At 62.2% G+C, this 22,466-nt stretch carries 19 protein-coding genes; 10 read left to right on the forward strand and 9 right to left on the reverse strand.

Annotation, left to right across the window (positions count from 1 at the left end; translation table 11 throughout):
* Window positions 1-19: 19 nt before the first annotated feature.
* Complete coding sequence (locus ACUIAI_RS00175) at window positions 20-1,951, forward strand: ABC transporter ATP-binding protein (protein ID WP_445342228.1); 1,932 nt, start codon at window positions 20-22, stop codon at window positions 1,949-1,951.
* A 558-nt stretch (window positions 1,952-2,509) separates the two neighbouring features.
* Here ACUIAI_RS00175 and ACUIAI_RS00180 read toward each other — a convergent pair.
* Window positions 2,510-3,574 carry a glycoside hydrolase family 43 protein gene (locus ACUIAI_RS00180; RefSeq protein ID WP_445342229.1) on the reverse strand — a complete coding sequence of 355 codons (1,065 nt, stop codon included), beginning with the start codon at window positions 3,572-3,574 and terminating at the stop codon, window positions 2,510-2,512.
* A 176-nt stretch (window positions 3,575-3,750) separates the two neighbouring features.
* On the opposite strand from ACUIAI_RS00180, the gene ACUIAI_RS00185 reads away from it, so the two are divergent.
* From ACUIAI_RS00185 to gndA, 3 genes are all read left to right on the forward strand, one after another.
* Entirely contained in the window at window positions 3,751-4,707 is a 957-nt protein-coding gene (locus ACUIAI_RS00185; RefSeq protein WP_110412350.1) for a TatD family hydrolase, read from the forward strand.
* 175 nt (window positions 4,708-4,882) lie between these two features.
* The gene (locus ACUIAI_RS00190) at window positions 4,883-7,204 is read left to right on the forward strand and encodes a KUP/HAK/KT family potassium transporter (RefSeq protein ID WP_110412791.1); all 2,322 of its coding nucleotides are present in this window, start codon (window positions 4,883-4,885) and stop codon (window positions 7,202-7,204) included.
* A gap of 112 nt (window positions 7,205-7,316) precedes the next feature.
* Window positions 7,317-8,783, forward strand: a complete 1,467-nt coding sequence (gene gndA / locus ACUIAI_RS00195; protein WP_110412351.1) for an NADP-dependent phosphogluconate dehydrogenase — start codon at window positions 7,317-7,319, stop codon at window positions 8,781-8,783.
* A gap of 69 nt (window positions 8,784-8,852) precedes the next feature.
* On the opposite strand, the gene ACUIAI_RS00200 is transcribed toward gndA, so the two are convergent.
* Complete coding sequence (locus ACUIAI_RS00200; protein WP_181414845.1) at window positions 8,853-9,887, reverse strand: LacI family DNA-binding transcriptional regulator; 1,035 nt, start codon at window positions 9,885-9,887, stop codon at window positions 8,853-8,855.
* Between the two features lie 185 nt (window positions 9,888-10,072).
* On the opposite strand from ACUIAI_RS00200, the gene ACUIAI_RS00205 reads away from it, so the two are divergent.
* The 4 genes from ACUIAI_RS00205 (at window position 10,073) to ACUIAI_RS00220 (ending at window position 14,133) form a co-directional block, all read left to right on the forward strand.
* Entirely contained in the window at window positions 10,073-11,323 is a 1,251-nt protein-coding gene (locus ACUIAI_RS00205; RefSeq protein WP_110412353.1) for an ABC transporter substrate-binding protein, read from the forward strand.
* A 13-nt stretch (window positions 11,324-11,336) separates the two neighbouring features.
* On the forward strand, window positions 11,337-12,266 hold the full coding sequence (locus ACUIAI_RS00210; protein WP_181414846.1) for a carbohydrate ABC transporter permease: 930 nt from the start codon (window positions 11,337-11,339) through the stop codon (window positions 12,264-12,266).
* On the forward strand, window positions 12,263-13,120 hold the full coding sequence (locus ACUIAI_RS00215; protein ID WP_445342230.1) for a carbohydrate ABC transporter permease: 858 nt from the start codon (window positions 12,263-12,265) through the stop codon (window positions 13,118-13,120). The genes ACUIAI_RS00210 and ACUIAI_RS00215 overlap by 4 nt, the downstream gene beginning before the upstream one ends.
* Window positions 13,121-13,242: 122 nt before the next feature.
* Window positions 13,243-14,133 (forward strand): family 43 glycosylhydrolase, encoded by an 891-nt coding sequence (locus ACUIAI_RS00220; RefSeq protein ID WP_258334395.1) that lies wholly within the window; start codon window positions 13,243-13,245, stop codon window positions 14,131-14,133.
* Here the strand turns inward: ACUIAI_RS00220 and gnd are convergent.
* The 3 genes from gnd to ACUIAI_RS00235 form a co-directional block, all read right to left on the reverse strand.
* Window positions 14,123-15,001, reverse strand: coding sequence for a phosphogluconate dehydrogenase (NAD(+)-dependent, decarboxylating) (gnd, locus tag ACUIAI_RS00225; protein ID WP_110412355.1), 879 nt, complete (start codon window positions 14,999-15,001; stop codon window positions 14,123-14,125). The genes ACUIAI_RS00220 and gnd overlap by 11 nt on opposite strands.
* Before the next feature lie 87 nt (window positions 15,002-15,088).
* Window positions 15,089-15,766, reverse strand: a complete 678-nt coding sequence (locus tag ACUIAI_RS00230) for a gluconokinase (RefSeq protein WP_110412356.1) — start codon at window positions 15,764-15,766, stop codon at window positions 15,089-15,091.
* A 111-nt stretch (window positions 15,767-15,877) separates the two neighbouring features.
* Window positions 15,878-16,231, reverse strand: a complete 354-nt coding sequence (locus tag ACUIAI_RS00235) for a GntT/GntP/DsdX family permease (protein WP_110412357.1) — start codon at window positions 16,229-16,231, stop codon at window positions 15,878-15,880.
* 231 nt (window positions 16,232-16,462) lie between these two features.
* Between ACUIAI_RS00235 and ACUIAI_RS00240 the strand changes: the two genes are divergently transcribed.
* On the forward strand, window positions 16,463-17,245 hold the full coding sequence (locus ACUIAI_RS00240; protein WP_445342231.1) for a FadR/GntR family transcriptional regulator: 783 nt from the start codon (window positions 16,463-16,465) through the stop codon (window positions 17,243-17,245).
* Window positions 17,246-17,274: 29 nt separating this feature from the next.
* Here ACUIAI_RS00240 and pgl read toward each other — a convergent pair whose 3' ends face one another.
* From pgl to zwf, 3 genes are all read right to left on the reverse strand, one after another.
* Complete coding sequence (gene pgl, locus ACUIAI_RS00245; protein WP_445342232.1) at window positions 17,275-18,066, reverse strand: 6-phosphogluconolactonase; 792 nt, start codon at window positions 18,064-18,066, stop codon at window positions 17,275-17,277.
* An 80-nt stretch (window positions 18,067-18,146) separates the two neighbouring features.
* A complete protein-coding gene (locus tag ACUIAI_RS00250) occupies window positions 18,147-19,154 on the reverse strand; it encodes a glucose-6-phosphate dehydrogenase assembly protein OpcA (protein ID WP_445342233.1) in 1,008 nt (335 codons plus the stop codon).
* Window positions 19,151-20,632: a glucose-6-phosphate dehydrogenase gene (gene zwf / locus ACUIAI_RS00255; RefSeq protein WP_445342775.1), complete on the reverse strand. Its 1,482-nt coding sequence runs from the start codon at window positions 20,630-20,632 to the stop codon at window positions 19,151-19,153. The genes ACUIAI_RS00250 and zwf overlap by 4 nt, the downstream gene beginning before the upstream one ends.
* Window positions 20,633-20,865: 233 nt before the next feature.
* Here zwf and ACUIAI_RS00260 point away from each other — a divergent pair, with 233 nt between their 5' ends.
* A complete protein-coding gene (locus tag ACUIAI_RS00260) occupies window positions 20,866-21,531 on the forward strand; it encodes an HD domain-containing protein (RefSeq protein ID WP_121913057.1) in 666 nt (221 codons plus the stop codon).
* Here ACUIAI_RS00260 and ACUIAI_RS00265 read toward each other — a convergent pair.
* Window positions 21,510-22,391 (reverse strand): hypothetical protein, encoded by an 882-nt coding sequence (locus tag ACUIAI_RS00265; protein ID WP_445342234.1) that lies wholly within the window; start codon window positions 22,389-22,391, stop codon window positions 21,510-21,512. The two genes, ACUIAI_RS00260 and ACUIAI_RS00265, sit on opposite strands and share 22 nt — an antisense overlap.
* Window positions 22,392-22,466 lie beyond the last annotated feature (75 nt).

Here is a 22,466-nt window from a genome sequence, read left to right on the forward strand (position 1 = left end):
GGCATGGCAAGGTGAGACGATGAAGCAGCAAGAGCAACGTTCGGCGGGCACCGCGCGCAGGAACACCTTCCGCGAGGACGAGGACCTGGAGGAGCAGATTGACTTTGGGGACATCAAGCGTATAGGTGCCTATTTGAAGCCCTACCTACGCCAGGGGGTGATCATCCTGGCGGCGGTCCTGTTCATGAGCGTCATCGCCGTGGCCATTCCCTACATGACCAAGACCATGATCGACACGGTCATCCCCTCCAAGGATCCGGTCCGGCTCTTCGCCCTGGGTGCAGTCTTCCTGCTTGCCATCGTGGTCTACGAGCTCCTCCTGCGCTACCGGACCGTGGCCATCACACAGGTAGGGCAGCTCATGCTCAAGGACATGCGCCGGGACCTGTTCACCCACATCCAGACCCTGCCCTTCTCCTACTTCGACTCCCGGCCCCACGGCAAGATTCTGATCCGGGTGGTCAACTACGTCAACACCCTCTCGGATACCCTGAGCTCGGGTCTGATCAACGTGATCGCGGACATCTTCACCTTCCTGCTGACCCTGGTGGTCATGTTCGTCATCGACTGGAAGCTGACCCTCTGGTCCCTGGTTCTTATGCCCCTGCTGGTGCTCTATGTATTGGTCCTCCAGCGCTTCCAGCGACGGGCCTATCAGCGCCTGTCCAACAAACAGAGCAATCTGAACGCCTACATCCATGAGTCCATCGCGGGGGTCAAGACCACGCAGACCTTCGTCAGGGAGCGCGAGCAGTTTCGCACTTTCCAGGAGCAGCAGGGTCAGGTTCGCAGCGCCTGGATGCGGGCCGTGCACATCCAGTACCTGATGTGGCCAGGAGTGCAGAACATCTCCACCATCACCATCGCACTGATCTACTATCTGGGGATCACCGGCCTGGGCGGCGTGCAGGTGACCACGGGCATGCTGATCGCCTTCGTCGGCTATGCCAACAACTTCTGGAACCCCATCATCAACATCGGCAATTTCTACAACCAGCTGATCACCTGCTCGTCCTACCTGGAGCGCATCTTCGAGACCCTGGATGTCCACCCTGAGATCGAGGACCGCCCGGGGGCCATAGAGCTGCCTCCGGTCAAGGGCAGGGTGGACTTCAACGACGTGGTATTCAAGTACGAGCCCGGAGGCCGCAACATTCTCAACCTGGTGGACTTCCATGTGCCGGCAGGCAGCACGGTCGCCCTAGTCGGGCCCACGGGTGCCGGCAAGACCACCATCGTCAATCTTCTCTCGCGCTTCTACGACGTGACCGAGGGGAGCGTCTGCGTGGACGGGCATGACGTGCGCGACGTGACCCTGGCCTCCCTGCGTCGGCAGATGGGGGTCATGCTTCAGGACACCTTCATCTTCACCGGCAACGTGCGCGAGAATATCCGTTACGGCCGCCTGGATGCCACTGACCAGCAGATCGAGGAGGCCGCCAAGGCCGTCCATGCCCATGAGTTCATCATGGAGCTGCCCGACGGCTACGATACCAAAGTCGAGGAGCGCGGATCCACCCTCTCCGCAGGTCAGCGGCAGCTGATCGCCTTTGCCAGGGTTCTGCTGGCCGACCCCCGCATCCTGATCCTGGACGAGGCGACCAGCAGCATCGACACCCGCACCGAGGAGGCCCTCCAGGCCGGACTGGCCCACCTGCTCAAGGGGCGGACCTCCTTCGTCATCGCACACCGGCTGTCCACCATCGAAAATGCGGACCAGATCTTCTACATCGATCACGGGCAGATCGTGGAGCATGGCACCCACGAGGAGCTTCTGGCCAAGAGAGGCGCCTACTACCGGCTGCACGAGTCCCAGTACGCCATGATCCGCACAGCCAATGGCGACCAGACGCAATCGACACAGCCGGACCATGCCGATACGAACAAAGCTGAGGGTGATGCGGGACAAGGCAGCCAGGTTCAGGAGGATTCGGTTGCCTCTGCGCAATAGCAGACTGACCCATTCGTTATCGATATCTCGGCAGCATTGGCGACAAGTGCAAAACCAACAGGATCGGCTGCCAGGCCGTCGATGGGGCCGACCCTTACGGGTATCTGATAGTGCACTTCATTGAAGACCCGTCTGGGTATGCCGTGCCTCCATTTTGACCTGTCGTGAGGTGACGAGTCCATGAGCTGGGATTCACTGTACGGAGGCAGGAAGCTGCTGACCTCGCACTGGGCATCACTTGCCTGCGGGATTCCCCACATGGTGCGTTGCCCGCGCAACGGTCGGGTTTATGGCATGGTACCGATCTGTGGCTGTTCGACGACGATCAGTCGCGCAGGGTAATGGCTGGGAGCACTGGTACCGCTATGGCAGCAATTTGGTCCACTGACGATCTGATCTAGCGGTGGGGTGCGCCTCCCACTGTCATGATGATGGGCTGGGCCTACTGCACTTGGCCGGGTCTGGCTGCGCCGCTCTTGGCAGCCGTGTCGCCCGACTATTTCCGGATATGGTTGACAGGTATGGACCTACATGTGCTCGAACCCGCCAAGAAGCCGCTTAGCGGGTCAGGGTCCGCTTCAGAATCCGATACTCGCTCTCAGTAATGGGCATGATGGATCCGTGCCGCTTGGTCAGCCGGCCGAAGTTCATGTCCGTGACCAGGACCCAGTCCTGCTGCTCTCTGGAAGACAGATCAGCCGAACGGAAGGGCAGGTAGCCCCGGCCCTCGGCGAACTGGTCACAGATCAGGCCGAAAGGCATGGCCCGGCCGTCGGATCCTGTGGCGTCAGTATCGTTGTAGAGAAAGAGTTCGGGGCCCTCCAGATAACGCGAGGAGTAGCGTCCCTGGCCGAAGATGTCGGTCAGATTGGACAAGTAGGACCAGGCTTGGTCATCGTCAGTGCGCACCAACTCATGGGTGACCGCATAGGGGTTCCGGGTGCGTTCCAGGGTGATCTGGTCATCCTTGGAGGCCCGGTACCACCAGCCGTCGGGCGCCTTGAGCATGGTTGTGTCGATGATCCCGTTGCTGCGGTCGATCCACTTTACCGGGCGGGAGAAGGTGATCAGGTCAGCGCTGGTGGCGTAGTACATGTTGATGCCGTCGCCCAGCTCGTTGGCCAGGTCGGATGCGGCCGGATCCTCGGCGCTGTTGGCGGCAGCCGTGGCCCAGAAGACTATCCATTGCTTCCTGTCGGCATCCCAGCAGGCCTCCGGCGCCCAGGCCATGCCGGCCTTGGGAATGGCCGAGGCCACATCCACCAGGCGCGGTCTGCCCCAGTGGGCCAGGTCAGGCGAATCCCAGATGACCAGGCCGGTGGATCCGTCCACGGTGGCCCGGCCTTCCTGCCAGCCGCTCCTGTGGTAGACGGACAGGTCGGTGGCGATGATATGGAAGAGACCGTCAGGTCCTCGCACGACATAGGGGTCGCGCACGCCACCTTCGCCTTCGCTCCAGGTCAGCACCGGGTCTCCTTGGGCCCGCAGGTCATGCCAGTGCAGGCCATCGCGGCTGAGGGCGAAGTAGAGCTGCTCGTCCGTCTCGGCCTGTTCATGTCCGGTGAAGTGGACGAAGAGGTAGGCGTTGGTCGCCTCGAACGAGGGTTGCCAATCCGTAGACATGTTCCACCTTTCCTGCTTACGGCAAAGGTACCGTGGCGGCGGGCGCTTCTTTGCCCTTCCGTTCCGGCCGTTCCAGGGCCGTCATGGGCGATTCTAGCGGCCGGCGTTCCATTTGTCGGCACCGTCCGTCCGGGCGGGTCGCAGTTTGGGTCGCACTGGACCTTAGACTGTGGATCATGAGCAGACATCACCGTGACCGCAGCTGGGCTCCCGACCCCGAGCCGCTGCCCGAAGGCATTGGAGTTATCGACGATCACACCCACATGGCTTCTGTGGTCCCCTTTGCCCAGGAGATGGATCGGCAGGCCAGGGAGCGCGGGCAGGATCCGGTACCCGTCCGCTCGGTCGACCAGCAGCTGGAAAGGGCCCGGGCAGTAGGCGTGGTCGGTGCTATCGACGTGGGCTGTGAACTGCCCAATCTGCAGACGGCGGTGGACCTGGCCCTAGCCCATCCCGGGGTGGTCCACGCGGCCCTGGCCATCCATCCCAATGAAGCCGTCCTGCACGGCCACCGAGGGGTGCCGGGACCGGACGGACTGCCTCTGAAATATCAGCCCTGGCATGAAGTTTCTTTCGAGCAGGCGCTTGAAGAGGTTGCCCGCCTGGTTCACGCGTATCCCGACCAGGTGGTGGCCATCGGGGAGACGGGCATGGACCTCTTCCGAACTGGACAGGGAGCCGAAGAGATTCAACGGCAGGCCTTCCGCGATCACATCGCCCTGGCTAAGGAGCTGGATCTGCCCATGCAGATCCACGACCGCGACGCCCACCGGCAGGTCATTGAGACCCTGCTGGAGGATGGCGCTCCCGAGCGCACGATCTTCCACTCCTATTCGGGGGATGCGCAGATGGCTCAGGTTGTCGCCGAGCACGGCTGGTATCTAAGTTTCTCAGGGACGGTCTCCTACAAGGGCAACGAGGGAATCCGCCAGGCCCTGTCCGTGGTCGGCATGGACCACATCATGGTGGAGACCGATGCACCATACCTGAGTCCTATGCCCTACAGGGGACGCACTAACTCCCCCTACATGATTCCTTATACCCTCCGGGCCATGGCCGATGCCTTGGATTGCCCCCTGGCCCAGGTGGCCAAAGCGACGGCAGCCACCACGCGCCGGGTTTACGGCTTGTAAAGGAGGTCCGACGGATGGTGCCAGACCGGGATTAAACTAATGGTGTGTCGCGGTCTGAATCGCCCCTGCCGAGTGTGGGGGGAGAGTGCTACGGTTGTCGTCGCACGTGTGCGCGAACAGCAACATACGGCACCCGGAAGTAGATGAGTGAAGGCATTGGCCGATGGAGGGCTCTATGGCGGATGAGCGGCATGAGTTGGCGGCTCAGGATGATGGCAGGGGCGCTGACGAACCACCCCGGTTATCCGGCGAAAAAGCGGCGAAGCCGACGACGGCCTCTCGTAAGGGTCGGTTGGCCAAAGAATCGATACTTCCCCCGGAGAGCTTTACCAAGGCCCCAAAGATCTCGGCCAAATCCCGCACGCGCGAGGAGGAGAACGAGCTCAAGCGGGTCCGGCGCGAGGCCCAGCGGGCGGCCCAGCGTCGCCGCACCCCGCCAAAGGGTCCTCTGGGCCGCTGGTGGCGACGGGTACAAGCCTCGCCAGACAGGATCAGTCTGGGCATGTGCATCGTGGCCCTGGGCGTGGTCTACGGCGACATCGGCACCTCGCCCTTGTACACCATGCAGGCCTTCGTGGCCGGGCAAGGCGGTATGGCCCGTGTGGACAGGGCGGCTGTGCTGGGCATGCTCTCCCTGGTCTTCTGGTCCATCACGCTGATTACCACGGTCAAATACGTCCTGGTGGCCATGCGCATCGACAACAAGGGCGAGGGTGGCATCTTCGCCCTGTACACTCTGGTCCGGCACTACGGCAAATGGCTGGCCATCCCTGCCATGGTCGGCGGCGCAGCTTTCCTGGCTGACTCGGTGCTGACCCCGGCGGTCTCCATATCCTCGGCAGTCGAAGGCCTCAAGACCATCCCCGTCCTGACTCCGATTTTCCGTGAAAACGGAAACCTGACCATGGTCATCACCTTCGTGATCATCCTGATCCTGTTTGCGGTCCAGTCGCGTGGAACCGAGCGGATCGGCAAGGTCTTCGGCAGCGTGGTCATGGTCTGGTTCGCCTTCCTGGCCCTGATCGGCATCTACTGCATCGGCAACGACTGGTCCATCTTCGAGGCCCTGAATCCGGTCTACGGGATCCGCTTCCTCTTTAGCCCGCAGAATCCGGTGGGTCTGACCATCATGGGCACGGTCTTCCTGTCGACCACGGGAGCCGAGGCTCTTTATTCTGATATGGGCCACGTGGGTCGCGGCAACATCTATGCCACCTGGCCCTTCATCAACGTCGCTCTGGTCTTCAATTACTTCGGCCAGGGGGCCTGGATCCTGCGCAACAGCGACAATAAGGCCCTGCAAGGTGTGGACGGGCTCAACCCCTTCTTCCAGATGATGCCCACCACCGTGCGTTACGTGGCGGTCCTCCTGTCCGTGACGGCCGGCGTCATCGCCTCGCAGGCCCTCATCACGGGCGCCTTCACTATGGTCTCGGAGGCCACCGGTCTCAACTGGATGCCCCACCTGCAGGTGCGCTACCCGGCGCGTACCCGCGGCCAGCTTTACATCCCCACTATCAACTGGGTCCTGTGCGCGGCCACCCTGACTGTGCTGGCCATCTTCAAGGATTCCGAGCACATCTCGGCCGCCTACGGATTGGCTCTGACGGTGACCATGATCACCACAACCGTCCTGCTGGCCGACTACATCTGGCACGACGGCAAGAGGGCGCTCTCCCTACTCTTCGCCCTGGTCTTCCTGGCCATCCAGATCCTCTTCTTCATGGCCTCCATGGCCAAGTTCATGCACGGTGGCTGGTTCACCATGCTGCTGACCGCGGCCATCCTCTACATCATGTACACCTGGGACGTGGGCACCAAGGTGGAGCGCTCGCAGCGGCGGCATATGACGGCCAAGGAGTGCCTGCCCGCCCTGGAGATGCTCCACAACGACTTCCGCGTCCCCTACTATGCAGACAACCTGGTCTATCTGACCTCGGACGCGGAGATGCGGCGGCTGGACACCGACATCTTCTTCTCCATCTTCGCCAACCGACCCAAGCGGGCCCGGGCCTGGTGGGCGGTCTCGGTCCAGACCACGGACGCCCCCTACACCCGCAAGTACTCAGTGGAGAACTTCGGCACCAATTACCTCTTCCGCGTGCGCATGAGGCTGGGCTTCAAGGTGGACCAGAATGTGGCCACCTACCTGCACCAGATCATGCACGAGCTGATCGACAGCGGCGAACTGCCCAAGCAGCCCTCCATCTACCCCAAGGTGGACGAGGATCCGCAGATCGGCACAGTCACCTACGTACTGGTCCACAAGGCCCTGATGCCTGAGTCCAAGATAGATTCCCGGGGTGCCTTCTCGCTGAAGGTCAAGTACGCCATCCGTAAGGTGGCGGGCTCGCCGATCAAGTGGTTCGGCCTGGCTCCCTACAACCCCATCGTGGAAGTGCAGCCCCTGTTCGTCTCCACCCGGGCGGTTCCCAAGCTGACGCGCGTGGTCCTGCCCTCCCGCAAGATCAAGGGCGGCAAGCGCCACAAGGGCTGAGTGAGTGGAATCTCACCCTATGGAGCTTGGCCCAAATCGGGTCCGGGCCATAGAATTGACGGCATGGAACCTGGTGCCCGGCCTTTCCGGGCTACCGTCGAAAGGTGATGTGATGACACAAGCTGAAGCCAATATCGGAGTCGTGGGTCTGGCCGCCATGGGTGCCAGCCTGTCCAGGAACCTGGCACGGCACGGCAATACCGTAGCGGTCTACAACCGCCACTATTCGCGTACCGAGACCCTGATCCGCGATCATGGCCAGGAAGGCCGCTTCGTCCCGGCCAAGACCCTGCAGGAGTTCGTGGCCTCGCTGACCAAGCCCCGTACGGCCATCATTATGGTCAAGGCCGGGGACCCCACCGACCAGATGATCAATGACCTGGCCGACCTGATGGAGCCGGGAGACATCATCGTCGATGCCGGCAATGCCTACTTCAAAGACACCATCCGCCGGGAGAAGGCCATCCGGGCCCGTGGGCTGCACTTCGTAGGCTGCGGCGTCTCCGGCGGCGAGCAGGGCGCCCTCTTGGGGCCCTCCATGATGCCTGGCGGGACCGATGAGTCCTGGAAGACCCTGGGACCCATTCTGGAGTCCATTGCCGCCAAGGTCGATGGCGAACCCTGCGTCACCCACATCGGCACTGACGGCGCGGGCCACTTCGTCAAGATGGTCCACAATGGCATCGAATACGCCGATATGCAGGTGATCGCCGAGTCCTATGACCTGATGCGTCGCGGTCTGGGCATGGAACCCGAGGCTATCGCCCAGGTCTTCGAGGAGTGGAACCAGGGGGATCTTAACTCCTACCTGGTGCAGATCACTGCCGAGGTGCTCCATCACACCGACGCCACGACTGGCAAGCCCTTCATCGACATCGTCACCGACCAGGCCGGCATGAAGGGTACCGGCACCTGGACCGTGCAGACCGCGCTGGATCTTGCCGTGCCCGTGACCGGCATCGGCGAGGCGGTCTTCGCTCGCGGACTTTCTTCTTCGCCCGAGCTGCGCAGCCAGGCTGCCCAGGAGGGCCTGAAGGGTCCGCAGCCCAAGGCTGTCATGGCTGATCTGGCCGCCGACCCCGAGGCCCGCAAGTCCTTCATCGAGGACATTCGCCAGGCCCTCTATGCTTCCAAGATCGTGGCCTACGCCCAGGGATTCAACGAGATGCAGGAGGGAGCCCGTGTCTATGGCTGGAAGCTGGACATGGGTGCCATCGCCCGCATCTGGCGCGGCGGTTGCATCATCCGGGCCAAGTTCCTGAACCGGATCTCCGATGCTTACGCCTCTGGCCGTGAGCCGGGCTCCCTGCTCTTCGATCCCTTCTTCAAGCAAGCGGTCGAGCAGGCCCAGGACTCCTGGCGGCGTGTCGTGGCCCGCGCCACCCAGGCCGGTATCCCCATCCCCGTCTTCGCCAGCTCTCTGTCCTACTACGACGGACTGCGTTCCGATAGGCTCCCCGCCGCACTGATCCAGGGCCAGCGTGACCTCTTCGGCGCCCACACCTATGGGCGCGTAGATCAGCCAGGCGCTTTCCACACCCTCTGGGCCGAGGACAAGTCCGAGATCAAGCAGGACTGAGCTTCTCGCCGGAACCGCAAGGGTCCGCACAGTCGCTAGGACGGCAGCGCGGACCCTTTAGTCTTCCTGTCAGCGGATCTTGGCTGTGGATTCCCGGACCACCAGCCGGCATGCGGCAGTCGTCCGAGTGGGAGGACGATCATCGTCCTCGCCCTGCAGACGGGCCAGGAGGGCATCCACCGCCTTGCGGGCCAGGTCCTCCTTGTCGGTGCTGATGGTGGTCAGCGAAGGGATATAGGACTCTCCCTCCTGGATGCCGTCGAATCCCACAACGGCTAAGTCCCGGGGAACCTCCACGCCGCATTCGTGCAGTCCTCGGATCAGGCCCAGGGCCAGGGAGTCGGTCATGCAGAAGATGCCGTCGAAGGGCAGGCCGGACGTGTCCGCCAGATGATGGCCCAGGTCGCGGGCCATTTCCCCGTCCCAGCGGTCCAAGGGCAGGAAGTCTTTAGGCCGGGCCGCGATTCCGGCGGCTGTCAGGGCCTTGAGGCAGCCGGCCACCCTGCGGCCGCGGACCGAGTGCCGTTGGACCGGATCGGTGCTGGCCGTCATGTCGGCACCCACCACGCCTATTCGTCGGCATCCGCAATCCAGCAGATGCTGCACAGCCATGGCAGCTCCCTCGAATCCGGCCGTCATGACCGAGTCGAAGACCGGCTCGGCTGAGGGGTCGTCCAGCAGGACCAAAGGCTTGCCGTCGGCCAGCTCCTCCATCTCCTCATTGGTGATGCTGCCTGGACTGAAGATGGTGCCGTCGCAGAGCTGGCTGGTCACATGCCGGAGGATGGAGACCTCGTCCTGTTTGGAGTTGGAGGTCTGCTGGATGATGGCCTGCATGCCGTGGGCGTTGATCTGCCGGGAGATGGCCGCGCTCATCTGCGCGGGGTAGGGTTTGTCCAGCTCGAAGATGGCCACGCCGATGATGCCGCTCTTGCCTGAGCGCAGGCTTCTGGCCGACAGGTTGGCCGAGTAGCGGAGCTTACGTGCGGCAAGCAGGACCCTGCGCCTGGTGTCATCCGCTATGCGTGTATCGCCTCGAAGGGCATAGGAGGCAGTGGCCCGAGAGACCTGCGCCTCCTTGGCCACGTCGCTCATCGTCACCATCTCGCACCTTTCCCGGGGTTCAGCCATTATCTTAGGCATGTGGGTGGCCTTATCAATATATAATTGACACGATTCAATCGACGTGCTATACCATATCTTGACAGTAGTTGAATCGTGTCAATTCCCGGGTCTCGACGTTGAACAGCCCGGACGGATGTTCAGAGGATTGATTGCAAGGAGGAGTCATGAAGCTGAAGCGAGCATGGAAGGGCATAGCTGCGGCGCTGGGGGTCGGCATGTTGGTGTCGGCCATGGGTGCCTGCGGGGCTGGTGGCGCTGACGGGTCCAAGACCACGCTGACCTTCCTGTCATGGAACAACGAACAGGTGATGAGGCCGTACATCGACCAATTCGAGCAACAGAACCCAGGGATCAAGGTGGACTTCAGCTACTCGCCGCCGACCCCCGAGTACATCCAGACCCTGCAGACCCGGCTGGTCGGCAATCAGGCCCCAGATGTGTTCATCATCACCTCCGAGAACAAGGCTGACCTGATTAAGAACGGCTACGTGCGCGACCTGACCAACGAGCCATTCATGCGCAACATCTCTCAGGCCAACAAGGACTTCGTCAGCCATCAGGGCAAGGTCTACGGCATGTCCGTGTCCTCCTGGGCCTCCGGCATTGTCTACAACAAGGACCTACTGGCCAAGGCGGGCGCCAAGGAGGTTCCGGAGACCTGGGACGGGTTCCTGCAGCTGTGCAAGAGGCTCAAGGCCGCCGGGGTCACGCCCTTCCTGGAGACCATCGCCGATGGCCCCAGCAGGATTCCCGATGCCTTCATGGGCTCGCAGTTCGACAGAGACAAGGTCGATGTGACCGGTCTGATCGACCGCCGCCCCCAAAAGCCGGGCAGTGACCAACGCGAGGCGGCTGCGGCCTGGATGAAGCTCTATGACCAGGGCCTGGTCACCCGGGACACGGTCGGCATCAGCGGCGACGACATGAAGACCCAGTTCATCAATGGCCAGGTGGCCATGATCTGCACCGGCCCCTGGGACCTGCCATCCATCGGCCAGGCCGGGCTCAAGTATGGCATGGCCCCCATGCCGCTCATGGAGAAGGGCATGGTCAACTACGCCCAGGGATCGCCATCGCCCGCCTACGCCATCTACTCCCATCTCAAGGGCGACAAGCTCAAGGCCGCCCGGAAGTTCCTGACCTTCATGGACAGCCACTGGGCCCTGCAGCGTTCGGCCGACAACGGGGATGCCATCACCGTCCAGGGGTTCAAGGCCAAGGTCAAGCCCGAGTACGAGCAGGTCTATCGGGCCAACGTGCAGCCAGGCCACTACTTCCTGCTCATGAACTTCTATGCCAAGCCTGATGTGCTGACCACCGTCCGCCAGTCCGAGACCCAGCAGCTGGTCCAGGGGTCCATCAATCTGGATCAGTGGGCCAAGGCCATCGACGACAAGATGGCCTCGGTCAAGTAGGAAGGGCTGGAATATGGCTTCCCAATCTGCGGCAGAGCGTGCCAACGCCCATCGAAGGCGCATGGTCGGCCTGCGGCAGGATCTGACCTCCTTCTGGTTCCTCCTGCCTATCCTGGCCGTCTTCGTCATCCTCTTCGCGGTGCCACTGGTGCAGACCATCATCTACTCGGTGACCGACTTCAACGGCTACAGCCTGAACATGCATTATGTGGGCTGGAAGAACTACCACAGCGTGTTCACTGATTCCTCGACCATGCAGGGCCTGGTGTTCACCATCCTGTACGCCGTGGCCCAAACGGTTCTGGTGACCATTTTCGCCATCCCCCTGGCAGTCACCCTGAACCGGAAGTTCTGGGGCCGCAACTTCGCCCGCTCCCTGTTCTTCTTCTTCAGCGTACCTTCGCTAGCCATCATGGGCATGGTCTGGAAGTACATCTTCTCGCCCATGAAGTCAGGCGTCTTCAACACCATCCTGGGCGTCTTCGGCCTGGGACCTGTGCCTTGGCTGTCCAACTCGACCCTGGCCCGGTGCTGTGTCATCTTCATCGCAGTCTGGGCGCAGATCGGCTGGCACGCCACCCTCTACCTGGCCTTCCTGCAGTCCATTCCCGGAGACCTCTATGAGCAGGCCACGGTGGACGGGGCCACCAGCCGCCAGCAGTTCGTCCACATCACCCTGCCCCAGCTGATTCCAGGCATCGTCACCTCCAGCTTCCTGCTCATGTCAGGAGGCCTAAAGGTCTACGACCTGCCCTACACCATGACCAAGGGCGGCCCAGGATACTCCACCTATACGGTGACCCAGTCCATCATTCAGCAGGGCATCGGCCAGTCCCAGTATGGGCTGGGCTCGGCCCTGGCGGTCCTGTTCACCGTGGCCACGGCTCTGGTGGTCTTCGCTCAGATGGGCGCCGCCAGCCTGATTTCCAGGAGGTTCCAATGAGCAGCAGCAAGAGCTCGACCTTGACCCTGAGTCAGCGGGAACGGCGGCGTTCGGTGGTCAGAAGCGTGGTGGTGCTGATCATCGCCCTGATCTGCGCTGTGCCCCTCTGGTATATCCTGATCAACACCTTCAAGACCGTCCCGGACATGGCCACCAATCCGCTGGGCCTGCCCAAGCAGTGGACGCTGCGCAACTACACCCGGGCCTTCGCTACGGTGCCCATCGTCCGCAGCCTGGTCAACACCCTGATCGTCACCTTCTTCGGCGTCCTCTTCCAGGTGTTGATCGGAGCCTTGGCTGCTTACGGAATGATCCTGCGCAAATCGATCTTCACCTCGGTGATCGGGGTGATCCTCATGATCGCCTTCGTGATTCCCACCCAGTCCACCCTGATTCCCCTCTACCGGATGGAGTCCAGAGTGGGGCTTGTCAACACGCTTCTGGGCCTGATCATCATGTATCTGGGCGGGGCGGTCTTCTGCTACTTCCTGATCGTGGGCTACATGCAGTCCCTACCCTTCGAGGTCATCGAGGCCGCCAGGATTGACGGTGCCGGCCCCCTAAGGATCTTCTGGAGCATCGTGCTGCCCCTGATCAGGCCCATCCTGACCACGGTGGTGGTCTTCCAGACCATGTCGACCTGGAACGACTTCATGACGGCCAACGTCTTCATCAGCAGCTCCAACCTGCGCACGATCGTTCTGCAGGTTTACAACGCAGTCGGCCAGTTCACCACCGATTGGCCCAGCTTCATGACCATTACGGTCCTGGCCCTGATTCCGGTATTCGTCTTCTTCATCTTCTGTCAGAAGTGGATCGTCTCCGGACTGGTTGCAGGAGCGGTCAAGGGGTAAGGCGGCCAGTTGGAAGGTCGTAGTCAATGGCGGCGGTCGGAGGTTCCGGCCGCCGCACTCATGAAGGATCGGAGTCACAGTCCATGGAGGAATTTGCAAGCGCACATCAAGGGTCGACGGGAATGGGATTGGCCAGCAGCCCCTTGCATCGCTACTGCGCGGACCCGGATCTGGTCATGATCGGGGACTGCTGGTACCTGTATTGCACCGAGGACGGGCTACCTGATTGGTCCTCGCACGCTTTCTACGTCTATGAATCTAGGGACCTGTGCCACTGGACCCGCAGAAAAATCCTGGACCTGGACCAGGTCCCCTGGTGGCATGGGGGACAGGGTGCCTGGGCTCCCTGCCTGCTGGTGCGCCGGGGACGCTGCATCCTGTATTTTGTGGCCGACGGACAAATCGGCCAAGCTGTCGCTCCCGGTCCAACCGGCCCCTTCCGGGCGGCCCAGGAGCCATTCATCGCCCGAGGGGACTATGACTGCCTGCCCATCGATCCCTCGGTCTTTGTGAATGACGACGATGTGCCCTATCTGCTCTGGGGCAATGGCCGTGCCTACATAGGGCGGCTGAGCCCGGACGGCCTGCGTCTGGAAGAGGGTTCGGTGTGCTCCGCTGTGCCCGACAACTTCCGCGAAGCCATCACTGTTTGCCGACGGGGAGACATCTACTATGCCTCCTGGTCGGAGAACGACACCAGGGACCCGAGCTACCGGATCCGCTGGTCCAGCGCGCCATCGCTGGACGGGCCCTGGACCGCGCCCCAGATCCTGATCAAGGCTGATTACGCCAAAGGGATCCTGGCCACGGGGCACCACTGCATCACACGTGTGCCGGGCCGGGACGACTGGATCGTGGCCTATCACAGGTTCGCCAGGGACGGCCGGGGCGACGGCTGCCATCGCGAAATCGTCTTCGCTCCCTTGGAGTTCGCTGATGACAGCGCCATGGTCCAGGTCCGTCCGCAGGTGGGATCCTACTGGTACCCGGCCCGGGACCCGGTTACTCCCTGACGATGGGGTGGCCGCCGAAGGCGCTGCGCAGGGCGGAGACCACCTTCATGGTCATGGGGTCCTCGATCTTGGAGGACTGGCGGGCGTAGAGGGCCGAGGTGATGGCCGGTGTGGGCACCCCCAGCTCCAGGGCGTCTGCGATCATCCACTTGGTCTCGCCGGTCTCATCAGCCTTGCCTGCGATTCCGCTCAGGTGCGGATCTTCCTTCAGGGCTTGGGCCAGTAGGTCCAGCAGCCAGGATTGGATGACCGAACCCTTGCGCCAGGACTCCACCACTTCGCCCGGCTCCTTGATCAGGTCGGAGGCCTCCAGAACTGCGTACCCCTCGGCCAGGGCCTGCATCATCCCGTACTCGATGCCATTGTGGACCATCTTGGCATAGTGGCCCGCGCCCGTTCCCCCGGCATGGACCAGACCAAAGTCGCCCTCAGGCTTCAGGGTGTCCAGAATGGGCTGGATTCGGGCCACATCCTGGTCCGATCCGCCGACCATCAGGGCATAGCCTTTCTCCTTGCCCCAGATGCCGTTGGAGGTGCCCACATCCACCAGGCCTATGCCCCTGGCAGCCAGGGCTTGAGCGTGCTCTTGGTCCTGGGTGAAGCGGGTGTTGCCCCCGTCCACAACCAGGTCGCCGCGCTCCATCAGCTCGCCCAGCTGATCGAGTGTGGACTCGATGGGCTTGCCGGCCGGGACCATGACCCAAATCACTCGTGGTGCCTCGAGGGCCTGGACCAGGGCTTGCAGGCTGTCCACATCCCTGCCCGAGTCCGGCGCGATGTCGTAGCCGACTACTTGGTGGCCACCGGTGCGCAGGCGGTCCGCCATGTTCTTGCCCATGCGTCCCAGGCCAATCATGCCGATCTTCATAATGTCAGTTCCTCTCCCTTAACTGCAACAGTGTGAAGCTGACCGCGATGGTTGGTTATCGGCCGCGGTCGAGCCGATTTGTCGATGCTATTGGCGGGATGCCTGCCGGGCGCGCTCGGCCTGAACCTGGGCGGTGTGTGCCTTGACGTCGCACTGCAGGCCCAGGGTGTCGATGACCTCTTCTGCCTCGATTTCAGGAGACATGTGCATACCCACGTCGATGGTCAGATGGACCTCGTCCGGCCCTAGGGGCTCCAAGGTGTCGAACTGGGAGCGCAGCATCTGTGGCTTCATGAAGTGGCCCTTCCGCTTGGAGAGCCGTTCCATGATGGAGTCGTAGTCCCCGCTGAGATGGATGAAGACCACCCCAGGCATTCGAAGCCGGTCACGATAGACCCGCTTCAGGGCGGAGCAGGTGACGGTTCCTGGCACTCCTCGCCGCATGTGGTCCTCGATCCAATCATGGATGCTGTCCAGCCAAGGCCATCGGTCCTGGTCGTTCAGGGGAATGCCGCGGGCCATCTTGTCGATGTTGGCCTGAGGGTGGAAGTCGTCGGCCTCGGCCATGTCCCAACCCAGCTTGTTGCCGAGGTGTTCGTTCATGGTTGTCTTGCCGCAGCCGGAGACTCCCATGATGACCAGGATGGGTGTGCGGCCGTGGAAATAGTCCGGTGGAACCGTGTTGTCCACTGCCGTGGGAACCCTGGGCTCCGGGTGACTTTCTGCACTCAGCGCGTCTGAATTTTTCAATGATGTGTCGACCATGTGTAACCTTTCTGAAAAGTAATCTGACAATGACGTTCAGGCGGTGATGGGTTCAAAGAGGCTGACGATCATGACCGGAACCATTACCGACAGCAGGCATTTCAGAACCGATCAGGTCTTCATGGTCTCTCCAACACTCAGGCCGAAGTGCTTCTTGATCAGCAGGAAGCCCGCGTCGTTGAGATGAGAGAGGAAGATTGAGCCGACGATGATGACAATGACCAAAAGTGTGGTGGCCATGGAACCTGCATGCATCATGGTCATGGCATTATTAAGGATGCCGACCACCAAGGCGGCATCCAGCAGGGAGACAAAGGGATGAAGTTTGACGACAGTGACCAGGAAGATGAGCGCCGCCAGGCTGATCACCAGACTGATGTCCAACTGGGTGGTGTTCAGGGATACAGCCTGACTCGTCGCCAGGGTTAGGTACCCGTCTGCTGGCTTCTGCGACGCTAAAAGCATGGCTGTCTCTTCTCTGAGGGTGTGAACCGTTCGGCCCAACAGCTTCTCGGCTCATATTTTTGCATTACGTAATATCAGCAATACGATATTAAGTATGCCTTAACGAAACATATCTTACACGACCTTAGGACGGATTGGAAGCCTGGATGCTAAGAGCAGGATCGAGCCTCGATTTTGCTTGTAAATCCCCTTGGTCTGCTTGCGAATGAACCGGTTGCTAGAGTGGACTTTGTGGAAAGCGCAAGGATACCTGATGACGAAAAGGCTGCAGAAGGAACCCTGCATGACCGGCTGCTGGACCTGTGGGGCGCGGCCATCGTAGGCGGTGCCATCGCTCCGGGCGACCGACTGCCAATCCCTGACCTGGATAGCCAGAGGCCTTCGCGCACGGTCACCCGCGAGGTCACCAGGGTTCTTGAGGCCATGGGTCTGGTCACTGTAAAACGCAAGGTCGGTGCCACGGTCAACCCATACCAGCTTTGGAACATCTTTGATCCCCAGGTGATCGAGTGGAGACTGCGCGGACCTGACCGGGGACGGACCCTGCATGAGCTGTCTGAGCTCAGGGCATGCGTGGAGCCCATGGCTGCCCAGCTGGCGGCCGGCCACGCTGATCAGGATCAGTGGGCGAAGCTGACGAGGGCCGCTATTGATATGGTGGCCAACGCTGACCGGGCCGACGGGCCGGACTATCTTCGGGCTGACGAAACCTTCCATCGAACCCTGCTTGAGGCATCGGGCAACACCATGTTCGCGGCGCTGGGCGATGTGATTGCCTCAGTGCTGTCTGGGCGGACCCGGCATGAGCTTATGCCCAGGAAGGCCGATGAGAAGGCTCTGCGGCTACATGGCGACGTAGCTGCCCTGATACGTCGGGGCGATGCAGATGGAGCACGGCACGCCATGGATTGGATCGTCGACGAATCCGATCGGGCTGTCGAGCAAATGACCAGAAAGGACTCCGAAAACTCCAACTCCGCTCCTGCTGCGGATAAGGAATCTTCGGAGTCCTGAGATATGTAGAGGCTCTTGGTACAGAAAGCTCAGTTCAGTTTCGAGGCAGCGTCTGAATCCAAGAGCCAGAGGGTCTCCAGGGTGCCCCTGGCATAAGAGGAGGGGACATGGGGATCGTCTGTGGTTCCCAGGGCAGCAGCCACGGCCGAGGCCTTTTCGGCAGTTGAGGTGAAGAGCCATACCTTGGGGGTCCGGCGGATGAATGGCGTGGTCATGGTGACCCGGAGCGGGGGTAGCTTGGGGGAGTTGCTGACGCCCGTCACCAGCAGATCGTCGTCCTGCAGCCTGACCTCGGGGCGGTCGGGGAAGAGGGAGGCATAGTGGCCGTCGGGGCCCACGCCAAAGACGGCCAGATCCATCCGGCCCTCAAGGCCTAGTTGGTCGATGATCTCCTGCTGATAGGTGGCTGCCGCCTGGGCCAGGACCCGTTCGTTCTCCTCCTGGTCGGCGGCTTCTACCTGAGCTGGGCTGCGGGTGTCCACGGGCATGGAATGCACGTTGGCCTGCGGCAGCAGCCCTTGGTCGATCAGCGAGCCATACCAGGCCCGCCGTGCCTGTTCGTCGTTGCGGTCCGGATCTTCCAGGCCCACGAACCGCTCATCGCTCCACCAGAGATGGACTCGGCTCCAGTCCACACTTTGGCTCAAGGGATCAGCGCCCATCAGGGCATAGACATCCGCCGCGTCCCGTCCGCCGGTCAGCGCCAGGTCGGCCCGGTCCTGACGGGCCAGGAGGTCTCCCAGTTCCAGCAGGATGCGGGCTGCGGTGGCCTGATTGAGCAGCTTGGTTGTGGCATAAGTCACGGTACGACGATCGGTCATCTGATCCTCCTTGCATGCAGGTGATGCTGGCCTCAGCCTACACCCGGACGTTTGCATATGAATTGAGTTGCTGCCTGGGTTTACTGGTGGTCAACCATTTCCCAGCCGGTGTGGATGACCTCCTGATAGACCTCGTCAGGGTCCAACCGACCCAGCTCCTCGCTCATGCAGTCCACAGCGGTGCGTAGGGGCATGGAGATGGTCTGTGAGGCCTGACCGGGCTGGTTGATTCGGGCCTGGTCGTCATTGTGACGCTCCATGCTCATGATCCCGTCCGGGCGCTCGAAGTAGACGCCGGTGACGGCCTGGGCCTGTGGATCACGCTCGACAGTGACCGGCACCTTAAGTTTCAGTGCCAGCCAGGAGGCCAAGAGTTCCAACGGCAGGTAGTGGGCCTGGCCGGTCACCCTGACCGAGCGGATGGGCAGGTGGGGCGGCTGCTGCACCATGGAGGTCAGCTGTGCCCGCCAGATGGTGATCCTGGTCCAGGACAGGTCCACGTCCTGAGCGCGCGAATGGGCTAGCAACTGGGCGAAGGCAGCCTGGCGATCGTCGGCTTCCATGGCATCAGTGATTCTGCTGGCGGCCATGGTCCCGATGGAATCCTGCGAGGGATCCAGGGGTGGATTGGTTGGCCACCAAACCACCAGAGGGGCATCCGGCACCAGGAGTGGGATGACCAGAGCATCTGAATGGTTCAGCAGAGCCCCCACTGGTCGCAGGACCACTACCTCGCCGGCACCGGCATCCGAGCCGAAGCGGATCTCGGCATCCAGTGTGCGGTCGCCGTCATGGTCGGTGTTCTTGTAGGAGACGCAGTCTTCAGAGGACTGTGCTGCAGCGAACTTCTGATCCGCTTCCTGCTCGGCCTGATGGTCTTCGGCGTCGGTCACCATGGCGATAACCCGGCAGGGGTGTTCACGGCTTGCGGCGTTTACGGTTTCCAGGGCCGTCTCCAGATGGGCCTGCTCGGTGACGATGACCAAGGTCAGCACCCGTCCCTGGGCGGCCTCCCCCCGTTCCACGTGGAGCTCGTCAATCTCCCGGGCGATGGCGGAGGTGGTGGTGTTGTTCAGTCTGACGATCATGGCATCCTCCAGTGGTATCCGTCGCGGGCCAGCATCAGATCAGCCTCCCGCGGACCCCAGGTGCCGGCGCGGTAGGGCTGGGGCTGGCCCTGTCCTGCCCAGAACTCCTCGATGGGGTCCAGGATTTTCCAGGAGAGATTGACCTCTTCGGTGGTGGGGAAGAGGGGCGGATCTCCCAGGAGCACGTCCAGGATCAGCCGCTCGTAGGCCTCGGGAGAGGCCTCGGTGAAGGAACGCCCGTAGGAGAAGTCCATGTTGACGTCACGCACCTCCATGGCCGATCCGGGGGTCTTGGCCCCGAAGCGCAGGGTCACACCCTCGTCGGGCTGTACGCGGATGACCACCGCGTTGGCGCCCAGTTCCCGGGTGGCCGTGGCCTCGAAGGGCAGGTGGGGGGCACGCTTGAAGACGATGGCGATCTCGCTGACCCGCTTGCCCAGGCGCTTGCCCGTGCGCAGGTAGAAGGGGACGCCGGCCCAGCGGCGGGTGTCCACATCCAGCCTGATGGCCGCATAGGTCTCGGTGGTGGAGGAGGGGTCGATCCCGTCTTCATCCAGGTAACCGACCACATGCTGGGAGCCCTGCCAGCCTGCCGTGTACTGGCCTCGGGCGGTGTGGGCCGCCAGATCCTTGGGAAGGTGTACAGCTGAGAGGATCTTGGTCTTTTCAGCCGTCAGATCTGAAGCCGAGAAGGAGACCGGCTCCTCCATGGCCGTCAGGGCCATCAGCTGCAGGAGGTGGTTCTGGATGACATCCCGGGCTGCTCCGATTCCGTCGTAGTAGCCGGCCCTGCCGCCGATGCCCATGTCCTCGGCCATGGTGATCTGCACGTGGGAAACGTAGTTGGAGTTCCAGACCGGCTCGAACATCATGTTGGCAAAGCGCAAGGCCAGGATGTTCTGCACGGTCTCCTTGCCCAGATAGTGGTCGATGCGGAAGACCGAATCCGGCTCGAAGACCTCGGAGACCACTCGGTCCAGCTCCTTGGCCGAGGCCAGGTCGTGACCGAAGGGTTTCTCGATGATGACGCGGCGCCAGGCCCCTTCCGTGGAGTGGGAGAGCCCCGACTCGGCCAGCTGACGGGCCACCTGGGGGAAGGCCTTGGGCGGCACCGACATGTAGAAGGCATGGTTGCCACGGGTGCCACGGACTCGGTCCAGCTCAGAGACGGTGGCCGACAGGTGGCGGAAGGCCTCGGCATCGTCGAAGCTGCCTTTGACGAAGCGCATGCCCTGGCTCAGATGTCGCCAGGTGGATTCGTTGAAGGGGGTGCGGCAGTGGGCGCGGACGTTCTCCTCCGCAAAGGCGACGAATTGCTGGTCGTTCCAGTCGCGCCGTCCGAATCCGATCAGCCCGAAGCTGGCTGGCAACAGTCCCCGGTTGGCCAGGTCATAGACGGCCGGCAAGAGCTTTTTCTTGGCCAGATCGCCGGTGACGCCGAAAATGACCAATGAGCTGGGTCCTGCGATGCGCGGCATGCGCAGATCGCGCGGGTCCAGCAAGGGGTTGTGCCAGGGCGCCTGTCGGCCGCCGTCCTCGTCGGGGGGAGTGGGCTGGTCGGCGGAGCGCGCAAGTGGTGAAGTGTCCATAGTGCTCCTCGTGAAATACCGTGGCTCCCAGTGTACTGTCGGCAGCAGAATGGCAGGGCTGATTACCCGCTGAAGTGTGCATAAGCGTCGCAAAGGTCACATTTGCGGCAAGGATCCCTAGAATGGTCGGTATGATTCCCAATGTTCCCATGGCTGAGGCCCTGCATCGTCAGTATGCGCCCTCCCAAGCCGCCTATGAACTGATACACACCCACTGCCAGATCATTGCCGCGCTCGCGGTGCGCATGACCGACCAGGTCAACGAGCGCCTGTCGCGTGGTGATGACCCTGACGGGGTCCTGCCCGAGCGGCCGCTTGATCGTGATTTGGTCCGCACGGGCGCCTTGCTGCACGACATCGGCACCTATCGTATCCTCAAGGATGACGGTTCTCAGGGCCGGCCCCTGACCTTCCAGGGTGAGCGGTACATCGAGCACGGGCTGGAGGGCTATCGCCTGCTGCTGGACGCTGGTGTGGACGAGTCGGTGGCCCAGTTCGCCCGCAACCATACCGGGGTTGGGCTGACCCGCCGCCAGGTGGAGGAGGAGCATCTGAACCTGCCGCCGGACGACTACCTGCCGGTCAACCCTGAGCAGGAGGTGGTCATGTATGCGGACAAGTTCCACAGCAAGCACCAGCCGCCTATCTTCGTCTCCGAGCCTACTGCCGCCAAGCGCACGGCCAAATATGGTCCCGACAATCTGGCCCGTTGGAGGCAACTGGTGGCCCGATACGGGGTGCCGGACCTGCAGCCCTTGGCTAAGTACTACGGCATGACCATCGTCTGATCCTGCCGGACCGGACCCCAGGAACTGCGGAAACGACCAGCGAATTCGCGCACCATCCACGGGTCTGGTTGATAGGGGTCGACTGGATCGGTCCGGCAGTCCGCAACGGCTTTCAGGAAAGAGGCCATGCCCTGTGTCCCGTAAGCATAGGGAGCAGCGCACCAGACCGGGTTTCCCTCCAAAATCAGCGGCCGATCCGACCCACGGAGGAAGGCCAGATCCACGCTGATCGGGGCAGAAGATCGACCCTTGGCTGCCTGGAGGGCGCAGTCCTCAGCGCTCGCTCGATGTCTGGGATCGAAAACGGCACCGTCAAAGATTGTCGTGATGGCCCTAGAGCCCTCACCTTCATGCAGGCAGTATCCGCTGGATGCTGCAATCCGTCCCCTGTTGATGATGACCCGCCACTCCTCCTGGATATCGGGCAAGTGGGTCTGGATGCGAATCAGCGATTGCGCAGGGGCCGTCCGCAGCTTGCTCTGCAGATCTTCAAGGTTTCGCCGGGCTGCAGGCAGGCCCGATACCCGACCGGCAGCCAGCTGCGACCAGGGGCGCTGCCCCAAGCCCGATGGCATACGGCGCCAAGTCAGAATGGTTTCGGCCGTCACAGTCAGAATTCTGCGTCCGGTCAGGGACTGGTCCAGATCATCCAGCCACATGGTCGGTGGGGCTGACAGGGCCCATGAGGGACGGCCGCGGGATACCAGCCAGGCGTTCTGGGCAATCAGCAGCCCTGGGGTGATCCATATCGCTTCTTTGACGCCGACATCCCGAACGGGTCCGAATCCATGGTGATGGTGCAGGATGATTCCCCGTTGCCGATGTGGGTCCTTGTTGCACAAATCGATTTGTTCGGCCATGACCCGGGGTATCCACTCCTCATGGGTGATGACCGAACAAATCAGTGCAGTGCCATCCGTCTTCGGTCCGGAAGG

It is taken from the genome of Bifidobacterium sp. ESL0827 (genome assembly GCF_052606685.1).

Excerpts from the sequence above, each read along its gene's own strand:
- ACUIAI_RS00175 (WP_445342228.1), top strand. The coding sequence starts at position 20 with ATGAAGCAGCAAGAGCAACGTTCGGCGGGCACCGCGCGCAGGAACACC.
- ACUIAI_RS00180 (WP_445342229.1), bottom strand. The coding sequence starts at position 3,574 with ATGTCTACGGATTGGCAACCCTCGTTCGAGGCGACCAACGCCTACCTC.
- ACUIAI_RS00185 (WP_110412350.1), top strand. The coding sequence starts at position 3,751 with ATGAGCAGACATCACCGTGACCGCAGCTGGGCTCCCGACCCCGAGCCG.
- ACUIAI_RS00190 (WP_110412791.1), top strand. The coding sequence starts at position 4,883 with ATGGCGGATGAGCGGCATGAGTTGGCGGCTCAGGATGATGGCAGGGGC.
- gndA (WP_110412351.1), top strand. The coding sequence starts at position 7,317 with ATGACACAAGCTGAAGCCAATATCGGAGTCGTGGGTCTGGCCGCCATG.
- ACUIAI_RS00200 (WP_181414845.1), bottom strand. The coding sequence starts at position 9,887 with ATGGTGACGATGAGCGACGTGGCCAAGGAGGCGCAGGTCTCTCGGGCC.
- ACUIAI_RS00205 (WP_110412353.1), top strand. The coding sequence starts at position 10,073 with ATGAAGCTGAAGCGAGCATGGAAGGGCATAGCTGCGGCGCTGGGGGTC.
- ACUIAI_RS00210 (WP_181414846.1), top strand. The coding sequence starts at position 11,337 with ATGGCTTCCCAATCTGCGGCAGAGCGTGCCAACGCCCATCGAAGGCGC.
- ACUIAI_RS00215 (WP_445342230.1), top strand. The coding sequence starts at position 12,263 with ATGAGCAGCAGCAAGAGCTCGACCTTGACCCTGAGTCAGCGGGAACGG.
- ACUIAI_RS00220 (WP_258334395.1), top strand. The coding sequence starts at position 13,243 with ATGGGATTGGCCAGCAGCCCCTTGCATCGCTACTGCGCGGACCCGGAT.
- gnd (WP_110412355.1), bottom strand. The coding sequence starts at position 15,001 with ATGAAGATCGGCATGATTGGCCTGGGACGCATGGGCAAGAACATGGCG.
- ACUIAI_RS00230 (WP_110412356.1), bottom strand. The coding sequence starts at position 15,766 with ATGGTCGACACATCATTGAAAAATTCAGACGCGCTGAGTGCAGAAAGT.
- ACUIAI_RS00235 (WP_110412357.1), bottom strand. The coding sequence starts at position 16,231 with ATGCTTTTAGCGTCGCAGAAGCCAGCAGACGGGTACCTAACCCTGGCG.
- pgl (WP_445342232.1), bottom strand. The coding sequence starts at position 18,066 with ATGACCGATCGTCGTACCGTGACTTATGCCACAACCAAGCTGCTCAAT.
- ACUIAI_RS00250 (WP_445342233.1), bottom strand. The coding sequence starts at position 19,154 with ATGATCGTCAGACTGAACAACACCACCACCTCCGCCATCGCCCGGGAG.
- zwf (WP_445342775.1), bottom strand. The coding sequence starts at position 20,632 with ATGCCGCGCATCGCAGGACCCAGCTCATTGGTCATTTTCGGCGTCACC.
- ACUIAI_RS00260 (WP_121913057.1), top strand. The coding sequence starts at position 20,866 with ATGGTCGGTATGATTCCCAATGTTCCCATGGCTGAGGCCCTGCATCGT.
- ACUIAI_RS00265 (WP_445342234.1), bottom strand. The coding sequence starts at position 22,391 with ATGGCCGAACAAATCGATTTGTGCAACAAGGACCCACATCGGCAACGG.